Raw genomic sequence first — 12,705 nt, 5'->3', positions numbered from 1 at the left:
AACAACAAAAGTCAGCACTCTGAAGGATCACCTTTAAGAGGAAAATCAATGAAAATTACCAATATTGAAGTGATATGTCTTCGCGTTCCACAAAACGACGAAACCTGTGAATGGGGCGAAGACGCTGTAATAGTAAGAGTTCACACTAGCAATGGACTTGTTGGAATAGGTGAAGCGGACAGCTCCCCTGCTGTCGTTAAAGCTTGTATTGAGACTCCCCATTCCAACCTCTATTGCTATGGACTAAAAGAACTTTTGCTCGGTGAAAACCCACTAGAAATCGAGCGTTTGTGGAACAAAATGTACTGGGCCTCCAACTATGTAGGCCGCCGAGGCGCTGGGATACACGCCATTAGTGCGATCGATATCGCTCTATGGGATATCGCTGGTCAATTCTACAACGTGCCTGTTCATACCTTGCTAGGCGGTAAATATCGTGACCACATTCGGGCTTACGGAACTTTTATTCCAGCCCGAAAGCCTGAAGAAAACCGAGACATCGCATTGCATCTGGTCGAACAAGGATTTACCAGCATCAAATTTGGTGGTGGTGTGTTCGGTGACGACCCAGAACTCGACTATCAAATCGTTAAGCATGTCCGAGAGGCTGTCGGGGATGATATCGAAGTACAAATCGACCTTGCGTCGAAGTGGCGCACGTCAGGGCACTCAGCATACATGAGTAAGAAGCTAGAACCTTTTAATCTCAATTGGATTGAGGAACCCGTTCTTGCGGACGATCTTAAAGGTTATGCAAAACTGGCTAGCAAAACGGAAGCTAAATTAGCGGGCGGCGAGTCACTGACCACCCGTTACGAGTTCCTCGACTTTCTCGAACGTTCTCATGTTGACATCGTACAGCCCGATATTACTCGATGTGGCGGGATCACCGAGATGAAAAAGATCTATGACTTGTCCCAGCTACACGGGGTACAGCTTGTCCCCCACGGCTTTAGCACAGGTATTTTACTCGCAGCATCTGTTCACTTTCTAGCCTCCTGTGAACACGGTACCTTAATGGAATATTCACAAAGTTCCAGCCCTTTGTTTACTGATCTGGTCACCAATCGACTTCCGTTTCAAAACGGTTTCGTCCCCGTACCAGACACTCCAGGACTCGGTATTCAGCTCAATGAAGACATCATAGAGCAGTTTCGTACTGAGACTTATTAAATAGTTAATATTACAGGGATTATCCAATATGAGACATAAAGATAGACAGACAGATAAGCCTTTGATGATGATAAGCTTGACGACGATATTTGCTATCGTCGCGGGGCTTTCACTCTATCCTGAGCAAGGTAATGCAATCGCAAAAAGCCTATTTACCATTCTCACTGAGCAATTTGGCGAAGTGTTTCTTCTATTTGGCTTTTTCAGCGTCATTACTCTTGCTTGGCTCGGTTTTGGCAAACACGGCAGTATTAGACTTGGTGAAGCAACGCCTCAGTACTCATTCTTTACCTACCTAGCCATGATGATATGCGCAGGCCTAGGTTCAGCAACGGTTTACTGGGCATTCGTTGAATGGGCCTACTATTATATGGGACCACCTATGGGTATTGAGCCATTTTCAACCAGTGCTGCAGAGTGGGCCACCAGCTATAACATGTTTCACTGGGGCATTTCAGCTTGGTCTCTTTACTGTATTGCTTCATTGCCTGTTGCTTACTCCTTCCATGTACGAAAGAACCCTCAGCTGAAACTGAGCGCTGTGTGCGAGAGTATCTTGGGGAAATTCTACAACCCAGTTGCTGGCAGAATTATTGACACTATTTTTATTTTCAGCTGCGTTGGAGCAATGGGGATCACTCTAGGCTTAAGCGTGCCAATGGTCACAGAAGGTATAGCTGATTTGCTTGGTGTTCAGAGTAGCTTTGGAATGAACGTGTCATTAATGCTGGCTATCACTGCTCTGTTTACGGTGAGCTCGTATGTTGGTATTGAGAAAGGAATGGCAAAGCTGAGCGACATGAATACCAAGCTAGCTGCCATCTTTGTCCTTCTTGTACTTATTGTTGGACCTACGTCTTTCATCATTGATCAGATGACAAATGGCTACGGTTTGATGCTGCAAAACTTTATCCGCATGAGCTTGTGGACGGACCCAATTGAAGGTGGCTCATTCCCAACCTCATGGACCGTGTTCTACTGGGCTTATTGGATGACTTACGTACCATTTATGGCTCTTTTTGTGACTAAGGTTTCACGTGGTCGAACTCTCAAAGAAGTCATCATTAGTATGGTTCTTGGAGGTAGTGCTGGTTGTTTCATTTTCTTTGGTGTATTAGGCAGCTACAGCATGAGCACACATATGAATGAGCTCGTTAACGTGACGGATATACTATCCAATGTAGGTGGTTCAGAAACCGTTATTGCGGTGCTCAAAACGCTACCGCTTAGCTCGATATTCATCCTAATTTTCGTTGTAATGTCGACACTGTTCTTAGCAACAACCCTCGATTCAGCCTCTTTCACTCTTGCAGCAACAGTGGCTAACCAACTCGATGAAGATGCTAATCCTCCAACTAGCCTAAGGTTATTCTGGTGTATGATCCTCGCTGCTGTACCACTAGCAATGATGTTCATCGACGCCCCGTTAAGCACAGTACAGACTCTAGCCATCGTGACATCTCTACCTTTAATGGTGGTCATATTTATCATGCTGTATGGTTTCTTCAGATGGATAGGAAATCCAGAGCAAGATTGCGTATCTAATGAAGCTGATAAACAAACTGATTCTATTCAAAATCTGAAAGCAGACTGTAATACCTAATAAGGGTGGGTACATTTTTTTGTACACACTACAAAGCCCTTCTAACGTTACTATTAGAAGGGCTTTGTTTTATATACTGCTTTTCTTAGTATTATTTAGCACGGTCTCAGTTTTGAACGTGAGCTACGAACGCTCAAATACAACGGTTTTGTCGTTATACATGAACACGCGTTTCTCAACGTGATATTGAATGGCTCGACCTAGTGTGAGTGATTCAACATCCAGCCCTTTTCTTGCCAAATCTTCTGGGTAATAGGTATGGTCAACCGTCTCTAACCCTTGAGTGATAATCGGCCCTTCATCAAGATCATCACTTACATAGTGCGCAGTTGCACCGACCAGCTTAACGCCTTTGTTGTATGCCTGATGATAAGGTTTAGCCCCTTTGAAGCCAGGCAATAGCGAGTGATGAATATTGATCGCCCTGCCAGACCAACGGCTGCACATGTCATGCGAAAGCACCTGCATGTATCGTGCGAGTACCAGCAATTCACAATCGGTTTCGTCCAGCACTGATTGTACTAACGCTTCCTGTTGAGGCTTGGTTTCCGCCGAAATAGGAAAATGGTGATAAGGAATATCATGCCACTCGACCAGAGATTGTAAGTCCGGATGATTGGAAATCACCGCTTTGATGTCAACCTTGAGATTCCCCGTGCGGTAGCGGTAAAGCAGATCATTAAGGCAGTGATCATACTTAGAAACCATGATCACCACTTTTGGCCGATAATCGGAGGGCGTTAATTCCCAGTCCATATCAAATTCTGAAGCGCGCTCTGAAAATGCCGCCTCAAACGATGCGCGGTTTAGCTCTTGGCCGTTTTGTACGCTGAACACAGCGCGAATAAAGAAACGTTCGTTTAGCGTGTCGTCAAATGAGTTTAACTCTTTGATGTAGCATTCAAATTCTAGTAATAATCGGGTGACTACATCGACTGTCCCTGCGCGACTCGGGCAACTAGCCGTTAAAATATAAGTTTTCATCTGTTTTCCTAACGCCGTATTAACCAGCTTTTGTTTCCCATCTTTCATGCTGCGTCCTAGCGTACGCAGCATAACTCTCCTCTCCTATTTTACGGTGATTTATCACTAAAGCGTCAATACAACTCCATATTCTTGACCAGCATCCACTAACCAATTCCATAAATGGTCAGCGATGCGTGATGCTGTCACGTTCGTACACTTACATGTACGAAGATCTTTCGCTAGAACGCTTTGGGGTAAATGAGTTACAAAAAATTCTGCTACGACTAAATCTCTACGTTCTCCCATGATAGTGATACAATCTCCGCATCAAAATTATCGAGAAACTCTATGTTTATCCACCATGTGAACGGCATCGACTGGCTGGTGATTACCGCCTTTGAAGAACTGAAACCTATATTTATCGAAGATGCCGGTACGATCCCTTCTTGCTTCTCTATCTCCAGTGAATTGAGCCTGATTGATCAAGCTAAGCGCGCATATGGGTATTTGCCTAAACTCAGCGGCGTAGTCACTGATACCGGCACGTTTCAAAGACAGAATAACGAAGAAGATTTAAACCCACAGCTTGCTTGTCTGGTTGAGGGACGTGGTCGGGTGTTTATCTATCACGGCGGCTTTGTCGCTTTTGTGGAAGACGAGCAAACCTTTATTACCCGAATGGACTGACAATTATTCAGTCAGTTGGAATCGGCGAATTGAATGGATCCCTATCCTAGCTTCAACAAGAAAAGCTATGCTGCGGTTAGCTAACGAGCGGTATCCCTAGCAAGGAATGAAGCATACTGGTCTCTATGACTGAGGGAGACGACGCGAGTGAATCGTCGGGCTCAATGTAGTTATTAATGGTTATTTCGCCGTGCGCGTACTTAACGGCAGCCTATCCAACATATAAATCAAAAAAGCGAGCACTAAGCTCGCTTTTTATTACGAATTGTAAAGCCTATTACAGTAACTCAACCGACTGCTGGGCGATGACAAATTCTTCGTTGGTCGGAATTACCATAGCCACGGCGCCTAGTATGTCAGACTTAGCGATGATGCCAGCGCTACCGAAACGTGCATCTTCATTCCCTTTTTCGTCTTCAATGAAACCAAGTAGCTTTAGGTTATTCAGGATTTCTCGACGGATCGGCAATGAATTTTCTCCAATGCCACCAGTAAAGATGATCGCATCCAACGCACCAAGAGGAATAAGATAAGAGCCGATATACTTAGCAACGCGATAAGTGAAGACTTCGAACGCCAGTTTGGCGCCTTCGTGGCCGTTTTCCATTGCTTCCAAAATGCCGCGAGCGTCAGATGTCAAACCAGACACACCAAGGAAACCAGACTTCTTGTTCAACGTTTCGAAAACTTTTTCCTGACTCCAGCCTTTCTTCATCAAAAACTCGATAATGCCTGGGTCTAGGTCACCAGAGCGTGTGCCCATCATCAGGCCCGCCAGTGGCGTAAAACCCATCGACGTATCGACAGATTGGCCATTACTGATTGCACAAACAGATGCACCATTACCTAAATGCACAGAGATAAAGCTGGATTGCTCAACAGGCTTACCCAACATTTTGGCCGCTTCACGACTGACGAAGTAATGACTGGTGCCGTGGAAACCGTATCGGCGGATGCCGTAATCCTTGTACAGCTCGTTTGAAATCGCACCAGTAAACGCCTTTTGAGGCATCGTCTGGTGAAACGCCGTGTCAAAGACAGCAAATTGAGGGAGACTTGGGAATGCTTGCATTGAAGCTCTGATTCCCTTTGCGCCTGCTGGGTTGTGGAGCGGTGCCAGATCAGACAAGGTTTCAATTTCAGCCAAGACTTCGTCGTCAATGCGAACTGTTGAAGTGAACTTTTCGCCACCGTGCACGATACGATGTCCCACAGCAACCAGATCATGAGTAAAACCTAATGACTCCATCAGGCCTACAATTCGATTAATCGCGTGTTGATGATGATTGTCTGGAGCAGTGATGGCCTCTTCTGTTTTCTCACCCTTGTATTTCCAGCCGATGACCGCTTCGGAGAGACCAAAGCATTCCCCTAATCCAGTTATGACTGCCTCACCGGTGACGGAGTCGATAACTGCGAATTTAAGAGAAGAACTACCAGAGTTGATAACCAGCACAAACGAGTTAGACATGGAGTGTATATCCTGTTTCAGACCGAATTTTGAAAGCAAAATGCTTTTTGTTGTGTGCCTTACATTATTCAATATTTTTTGAATGATTCAACTTTATTTTAATCACAACCTCAACAGAAACGATTTTTTGTTGATCTAACGCAATCTGCGATTTAATTCGAACTCTGAATTTATTGTCAATTTTATAAATATGCGATCCAGACCTACACTAAACTCTAGCAAAGTAACGTTCTGAAATAAGCGAACGCTGTTCCTATGGTTTAAATCGTGTCGACGTTATCAATTTTTCTGGTCATATCAGGCATCATCATTCTATTGGCGGGATACATTCCAGCTAACAAAATTTGTCGGAAAATAAAACACGTAGGCTGGCAGGTTCTGAGTTATCTCATCATCGGATTTGTTGTCGGCTATACCTTTGTTTTAGGGTCAATTTTCGCCGATCCTGTGGTCACTCCCGTCTTGTTTGGCTTATGCATTATTCTGTTTAGCGGCAGCATATTTGTGTACATGGTCACTACCTATAGCTTGCAAAGTATTGAGCAACTTCACTTGCTTGCCGATGAAGAGAAACACAATGCTCTGCATGATTCGTTAACCACCCTACCCAACCGAAAACACTGTATTGAAACCATCGAACTACTTATCGAATCAGATAAACCTTTTGACTTGATGCTGCTTGATATCGTCAACTTCAAACAAGTTAACGACGGAATGGGCCACTTTTGCGGAGATCAACTTCTCATTCAGATTGGCCAGCGAATTTCCTCTTTGCTCCAAAAAGAAGACTTCATAGCCCGTATTGGTGGTGACGAATTTGTCATCATTTGCCTTGAAAGCAATGAAGCCAGCGCGAAAGCACTGGCGAAGGATATTGACGTCGAACTGCGCAAACCATTTGCTATCGATGGATTCGAACTCAGTACCAGTGCTGTCATAGGGCTGAGCGAATTTCCACGGCACGGAGACGATGCGGAGCAAGTCATCAATGCCGCAGATGTTGCCATGTACTGGGCCAAAAAATCAGGCCGTCTAGTGGCATGCTACGACGACAAAATGAGCCAAGGGGCGAAACGTAAGCTTCGTATTGCAAGAGAAATAGACGCCGCACTGCTGCATGATGAGTTTTGCGTTTATTACCAGCCGATCCTATGTGGAACGAATGCGATTGTCTGCGGCTATGAAGCCCTGATACGCTGGCTAAGGCCAGATGGCACGCTAGTCAGCCCGGTAGAATTCATTCCCGTTGCCGAACAAAGCAACAAAATCACATCCATTACCAGTTGGGTGCTTGATCAAGTTTCGACGGACATTGAAAAACTCAAAAAGAATGGAATTGACTGCCCTGTGCACGTCAATCTATCAGCCAAAGATTTAATGGGGAATAACCTCAAACGTAAGTTGGAAAAGCTTATTCAGATTTATCCTGATATTACCGAAACACTCATCTTAGAGATTACAGAAAGCACGGCAATTAACCGATTGAGAAGCCCGGAAAAGTTGCTAGAAAGCCTGAAAAATCTTGGATTTAAAATCAGCTTAGATGATTTTGGTACTGGCTACTCTTCTCTGTCACTATTGCGTGATTTGCCTGTTGATCAAATCAAGATTGACCGCTCATTCCTCTATCAATTGGAAACGAACCAACGCAATGGCTCTATAGTGTCTAATGCCATCGCGCTGGCTCATGGTTTAGGCTATACGGTCGTCGCTGAAGGTGTCGAAGATGAACGCGTATTAAACATGCTCAAACACTATGGCTGCGACTATATCCAAGGTTTCTTATACAGCCCCGCCCTCAAGATTGATGAAGCCATCCGTTGGACGCAGGAACATAACCCGCCCCATATTGTTGAGTTGGCTAAACAGCCATAACAACCCAATCGAGCTGAAGCGGTTCACGTCGGGAAAACAAATGCACGTGACCATCGATGATCGCCAACACATGTTTGAGCTTTACTTCATCATCAGCCTCGCACTCAATTCTTAACGTCTGACGCGACTGGTCAGCATAAAATTGCGCCTCGCCCATAGGGAAAATGACATGCCCCCGGTACTCATCCCATACAGACTCTACTTTACGAGAAAAGTGACGACACAATACGGTCAGATACTTACTTGCGTGCTCAGAATGGATAGTTGCTTCTTTTTTCATTGCTATTCTTCATGTAAAAAAGCTGCCCCATAAAGGGCAGCAAATTGTTCAAAACAAATGGATATGGAAAGTTAAGGATTAAAATTGGTATGCCGCAGACAATTTGAAGTTACGTCCTGGTTCATAGTCATCAATTTGGTTTCCTCGCGCATTGCCAGTACGAGATGCGTGAGAGATGTACTCTTCATCAAACACATTATCGATACCAAACGTCAGGGTCAGCTCTTCGGCTTGCGAAGGTATCCACTGGGCATAAAAATTGTGCACGTTGTACCCTTCTTTCTTCTCAGCACCCGAGACAACGTTGTCCTCGTCGAGAACAACAATGCTTGTCCAACCGAAGATGGTGTCAATGGAGTCGGCTTGGTAATCAAGTGTTAGAGCGATATTGTCACCAATGTCTGTACTGCGTCCGTTAGAATCAACAACAGGCCCACCATTGGTCACATCTTCATTATCAGAACGAGAATAAGAAAGCTTAGAATTAAACATCTGGTAACCATATGAGGCGCTGACTTCAAAACCGTTTAATTCAACGTCACCTAAGTTATCGATCAGGTAGCCAGTTCCTTGCCAAGTTTCATGGATATCGTCATCAATTTGAGTTTTGAATATGGTGAGGTTTGCGCCGAAGAAATGCTCATCAATGCGCTTGTCGAACTTTACACCACCTTGGGTGTTCTGCCCTGTTTCGGCTTTAATGTCTTCAGCCAAGTGGCTGGTTTGTTGGTACTTGATAAATGTTTCAAGTAATTCTGGCCCCTTGAACAAACTGCGCGTGCTCGCAAATAGTGTCCAATCACTCGTCACGTTCCATTCACCTGTCAGTGACCACGTCACGTCATCGAAACTTTTTGTTCCTGTTGCCGCTTCGCGTTTGTAATCGTCAAAACGCATCCCTGCTGTTAGGTTGAAAGCGTTTGTCACAAACAACTGGTTCTCAATAAAAATGGCAGCGTTCTTTGCGCTTTCATCGGCAAATACAACCCCACCATAAGTGCTCTTACTGGTTTTATCGATGTAATCTACGCCGTAAGTGGCGACATTTTCCAATGACGCAATAGAGAAGTCTGATTGAAACTTCACATTCAAGCCGTCATTCCGGTTTTCAGCAGTGTTAACAGACAAACGATCACTTGGCCATCGTCCCGTCACCACAGATTCATCCCGAGTGATTTCCGTTTTGCTCGAATACAGAGACGCTTTGCCCTTGTGCCTCTCACCTTGCAGCTCATATGACAAAGTTATCGTATCTCGATCATAATCTGTCGGAATTAGAACACTCCCGGAATTGCCTTGGTTTGCTTCACCAGACCAATCTGGACGCGGACTATAATCTCCACTGTCACGATAGATATCGTAGCCCAACTCAAAACGATGTAGATCTGAAGGCTCAAAACCAAGCTTGCCCAGAACATTGTACGTATCACCTTCTACGCCAAATGTTTCAACACCTCGCCCATCTTCAAAGTTGTCGCGTTTGACCAAGTTGCCGTAGAGCATTGCATCAAAGCCATTACCAAGCAGCCCATAGACCGTTAGTGAGCCTTGTTGGCTCGCATTGCTGGCATACCCACCATGCACGCGTGCACCAAAGCTTTCATTGTGGCGAAGAAGATCTTTCGCGTCTTTGGTTTCAAAGTAAACCGAACCGCCTAAACCACCTTGCGTAACCGAATTGTTTCCGACCTGAATATCTGCTGTTTTAAGAATGTCTGGGTTAAGAGTGAGATTGCCAATATGGTGGAACATATTGGCGTGCTGTGACGCACCGTCAAGGCGAATATCTAGATCCGTTTCTCCCAAACCACGAATATTAATACGTTGGTTGACTGAGTGAGTTCCGCCGACATCCACACCCGGAATATCACGTAGCAAATCAGACATATGATCCGCTTGCTTGAGAGACATGTCTTGTGCGCCGAGAGATTCAGTATTACTCGAAACTTTCGTCCCCCACACAACCACTTCATCAAAATAGCTGCTTTCTTCTGCTATTGCAGGTACTGACAATGCGCAACCTACTGCCACACAAACCATTGTTTGCTTTAAAGGAGTGCTTTTTACCCTTCCCATGAGATTTACTTCCTAATTGGTAATGATAACAATTCGCATGTATGATAAATGTCAGTTTTATTAACTAGAAGAAAAGAGAGTTATGCGTAATCGCATAACGCTTATGAGGAAACGCAAAGATGGTGAATTCTGCTAGTGATCCTATATGCAGACACAAAGTCGCACTCACGAAGACGCTTATTGAAGACAATAAACGAATCATCATCAGCCAAAATCGGAATCAGAACGCCCCAATTGTTGAAGGCAAACTCATCAATTATGGCGTACCAAGTAGCTTCACCTTGTACGGTGGAAGAAGTACTGAACTGCTGAATTCACACGTTATCGCTCCGACAGTGGCGTCTGTAATCATTACTGTTGTTCTGGAAGGAAAACTCAGTTTTGGCTACGACAATTTGGATTTTAATCTGAATGGTGAGCAACAAGCTGAAGCAGTGATGGTCAACCTCTCTCACGCGGCGCACTTTCGAAGAAGTATTGCCAAAGACAATCAACTCGCCAAAGTGAATCTGATTCTGCACCCACAATGGATAACATCGCGAATCGGCAAAGCAGATCAAGCTAACGAGTTTTTCTCAGGACACTTGAATCACATCCGAATCCCTGTCTCAGCGGCTCTCAAACATCTCGTTGAGCAAGTTCTGGATAGCGAAGATGAACAAAACCTCGCCTCGCACATCAAGCTGGAGTCCTTGTCGTTACAGATTCTATCGGAAATGTTTGCTCACCTAGATCAACAGCGAAGTGTTGAACGTCAGCCCTCCAAAGTGCTCAAAAAACACAGCCGCATAGATGAGATAATTAATTACATCGAAGCACACCTTGAAGAATCACTGACGTTACAGCATATCGCGGCTCAATTTTCGATGAGCAGCTCTAACCTACAAAAGAGATTTCGCGATCACTTGGGCCTCACCGTCAACAGCTACATTCGCAGCCGTCGACTCAGAATAGCAAAGCAGCACCTAGAACAAGGCCTTGTGACCATCACAGAAGCTGCATATGAAGCGGGCTACAAGCACCCTGCCAACTTCACCAATGCATTCAAGAAGACGTTTGGCTTTCCTCCAACAGCAGCGGTTAAGCCTTAGATGTGTATAAATGCGTAAACCCCATCTTGTTGCGCTTTGTGATGACTTATTTATTAAGTAAACAACTTATGGCTATTAGGTATCATTTTCATGATTGAATCGTCGAATTTATCACTGAGCAATTCCCACTCGATATCACCAAATTACGACCAATAAACCCAATCTATAAGTAACAAAATGTATCTATAAAAAATACAAATATAAAAAAATATAACGGCATCAATCCATTGTTATTTAAGGGTTTTCTTTCCCTCTAACTTTTTATTTTATTTTTTGAAGAACCAAGGAACTTTCGCAGTAAAGTCTTTCGCATCGTGTATTCACGAGCAAACATCAAGCCAATTAACTGGCTAAATAATATGGACTTTATTATGAAAAAAACGATTTTAGCTGTTGCAATCGCTTCCCTATCTGCCACTTCTTACGCTGTTGAGCTATACAACAACGATGGCACCACTTTCGCTATTGGCGGTCACGTTTCTGTAAACGTTAACGGCTCAGAGCAAGGTCACACTGACGTAGGCACAAACTCTCCACGTATCAACTTTAACGCTACTCAGGACATCGGCCACGGCTTCACAGCAGACGCAAAAGGTGAATGGGCGCTTAACTACCTAGATGGTGGCGATCAGACGTTTACTACCCGTCTTGGCTATGTGGGTATCACTCATGAAGAACTAGGTCGCGGTGTTGTAGGTACTCAGTGGGCGCCGTACTACGACGTCGCTGGTGTGGCTGATATGCCAATCGCGTTCGCTAACGAATTTATCTACGACGATCACGGAATCCTTGGTACTGGACGTGCTGACAAGATGGTGAGCTACCGCAACGGTTTTGATTTCGGTGAAATGGGTAGCCTGTCGTTCGGTCTAGGCTGGCAGGGTTCTAAAGACGAAGTGAATACAGAAGTGACTCCTAACGTTACGACTGTATACGATGACCGTGGTCAGATTGCTTTGACCTACACTATCGCTGATTTCGGCTTAGGTTACACGTTTAACACTGGTGACTTCACAACAGGTACTTCAACAAAAGAAACAGCAGAATCTCACCTAGTGTCTCTTAAGTACGGTACTTACGGCAACGGCCTATACCTAGCGGGTGTCTACGGTTCAAATGAATACATGAACTACAACGGCTCAACTCTGCTTGTAGAAAGTGATGCATACGAAGCACTGGCATCTTACGCATTCGAAAACAGCCTTAACCTAATCGTGAACTACGAACAAGTTGAAGGTAAAGAAACTAAAGGTGGTACAACGGTGACTGCACGTGAAGAAATGGCGCTACAAGCTGAATACAACTTCACACCTAAGTTCATTGGTTACACGGCGTACCAATTCGACCTGAAAGACGAAACAGGCTACAACTCTGATGACAAATGGGTTATCGGTGCTCGTTACTACCTGTAACTCTTAGAAAAACTGTCCTATTCCTGGCGTAGAATACGCATGCCAGTTTTTGCTCACTCCCGTCGGAGTGA

Annotated in this window: 10 protein-coding genes; 6 read left to right on the top strand and 4 right to left on the bottom strand. The window is 44.6% G+C overall.

What is annotated here, in order from left to right; translation table 11 throughout:
- Positions 1 to 48 precede the first annotated feature (48 nt).
- Both F0265_RS11875 and F0265_RS11870 read left to right on the top strand, forming a co-directional pair.
- Positions 49 to 1,173 carry a mandelate racemase/muconate lactonizing enzyme family protein gene (locus tag F0265_RS11875; RefSeq protein ID WP_171749038.1) on the top strand — a complete coding sequence of 375 codons (1,125 nt, stop codon included), beginning with the start codon at positions 49 to 51 and terminating at the stop codon, positions 1,171 to 1,173.
- A gap of 28 nt (positions 1,174 to 1,201) precedes the next feature.
- On the top strand, positions 1,202 to 2,776 hold the full coding sequence (locus tag F0265_RS11870) for a BCCT family transporter (protein WP_171749037.1): 1,575 nt from the start codon (positions 1,202 to 1,204) through the stop codon (positions 2,774 to 2,776).
- Between the two features lie 123 nt (positions 2,777 to 2,899).
- Here the strand turns inward: F0265_RS11870 and purU are convergent, their stop codons facing one another.
- Positions 2,900 to 3,760, bottom strand: coding sequence for a formyltetrahydrofolate deformylase (gene purU, locus F0265_RS11865; RefSeq protein WP_301338228.1), 861 nt, complete (start codon positions 3,758 to 3,760; stop codon positions 2,900 to 2,902).
- Between the two features lie 330 nt (positions 3,761 to 4,090).
- On the opposite strand from purU, the gene F0265_RS11860 reads away from it, so the two are divergent.
- Entirely contained in the window at positions 4,091 to 4,429 is a 339-nt protein-coding gene (locus F0265_RS11860) for a cytosolic protein (protein ID WP_171749036.1), read from the top strand.
- A 277-nt stretch (positions 4,430 to 4,706) separates the two neighbouring features.
- Here F0265_RS11860 and F0265_RS11855 read toward each other — a convergent pair whose 3' ends face one another.
- The gene (locus tag F0265_RS11855; RefSeq protein ID WP_171749035.1) at positions 4,707 to 5,900 is read right to left on the bottom strand and encodes an acetate/propionate family kinase; all 1,194 of its coding nucleotides are present in this window, start codon (positions 5,898 to 5,900) and stop codon (positions 4,707 to 4,709) included.
- 267 nt (positions 5,901 to 6,167) lie between these two features.
- Here F0265_RS11855 and F0265_RS11850 point away from each other — a divergent pair, with 267 nt between their 5' ends.
- A complete protein-coding gene (locus F0265_RS11850; RefSeq protein ID WP_171749034.1) occupies positions 6,168 to 7,775 on the top strand; it encodes an EAL domain-containing protein in 1,608 nt (535 codons plus the stop codon).
- Here F0265_RS11850 and F0265_RS11845 read toward each other — a convergent pair.
- Together F0265_RS11845 and F0265_RS11840 are read right to left on the bottom strand one after the other, a co-directional pair.
- Positions 7,762 to 8,055: a DUF2218 domain-containing protein gene (locus F0265_RS11845; protein ID WP_171749033.1), complete on the bottom strand. Its 294-nt coding sequence runs from the start codon at positions 8,053 to 8,055 to the stop codon at positions 7,762 to 7,764. The genes F0265_RS11850 and F0265_RS11845 overlap by 14 nt on opposite strands.
- 78 nt (positions 8,056 to 8,133) lie before the next feature.
- A complete protein-coding gene (locus tag F0265_RS11840) occupies positions 8,134 to 10,131 on the bottom strand; it encodes a TonB-dependent siderophore receptor (RefSeq protein ID WP_171749032.1) in 1,998 nt (665 codons plus the stop codon).
- A 119-nt stretch (positions 10,132 to 10,250) separates the two neighbouring features.
- Between F0265_RS11840 and F0265_RS11835 the strand changes: the two genes are divergently transcribed.
- Positions 10,251 to 11,222 carry an AraC family transcriptional regulator gene (locus F0265_RS11835; RefSeq protein WP_171749031.1) on the top strand — a complete coding sequence of 324 codons (972 nt, stop codon included), beginning with the start codon at positions 10,251 to 10,253 and terminating at the stop codon, positions 11,220 to 11,222.
- Positions 11,223 to 11,593: 371 nt separating this feature from the next.
- The gene (locus tag F0265_RS11830; protein WP_171749030.1) at positions 11,594 to 12,634 is read left to right on the top strand and encodes a porin; all 1,041 of its coding nucleotides are present in this window, start codon (positions 11,594 to 11,596) and stop codon (positions 12,632 to 12,634) included.
- The last annotated feature ends 71 nt before the right edge of the window (positions 12,635 to 12,705 follow it).

Origin of the sequence: Vibrio sp. RE88 (assembly GCF_013113835.1) — a bacterium.
Classification (GTDB): domain Bacteria; phylum Pseudomonadota; class Gammaproteobacteria; order Enterobacterales; family Vibrionaceae; genus Vibrio.
Note: the sequence above shows the minus strand (reverse complement) of the source record. Positions and strands in the feature narration are given on the sequence as shown.

Bases quoted from the DNA above. Each gene is read 5' to 3' on its own strand.
- F0265_RS11875 (WP_171749038.1), top strand. From the start codon at position 49: ATGAAAATTACCAATATTGAAGTGATATGTCTTCGCGTTCCACAAAAC.
- F0265_RS11845 (WP_171749033.1), bottom strand. From the start codon at position 8,055: ATGAAAAAAGAAGCAACTATCCATTCTGAGCACGCAAGTAAGTATCTG.
- F0265_RS11840 (WP_171749032.1), bottom strand. From the start codon at position 10,131: ATGGGAAGGGTAAAAAGCACTCCTTTAAAGCAAACAATGGTTTGTGTG.
- F0265_RS11835 (WP_171749031.1), top strand. From the start codon at position 10,251: ATGGTGAATTCTGCTAGTGATCCTATATGCAGACACAAAGTCGCACTC.
- F0265_RS11830 (WP_171749030.1), top strand. From the start codon at position 11,594: ATGAAAAAAACGATTTTAGCTGTTGCAATCGCTTCCCTATCTGCCACT.
- F0265_RS11860 (WP_171749036.1), top strand. From the start codon at position 4,091: ATGTTTATCCACCATGTGAACGGCATCGACTGGCTGGTGATTACCGCC.
- purU (WP_301338228.1), bottom strand. From the start codon at position 3,760: ATGAAAACTTATATTTTAACGGCTAGTTGCCCGAGTCGCGCAGGGACA.
- F0265_RS11870 (WP_171749037.1), top strand. From the start codon at position 1,202: ATGAGACATAAAGATAGACAGACAGATAAGCCTTTGATGATGATAAGC.
- F0265_RS11855 (WP_171749035.1), bottom strand. From the start codon at position 5,900: ATGTCTAACTCGTTTGTGCTGGTTATCAACTCTGGTAGTTCTTCTCTT.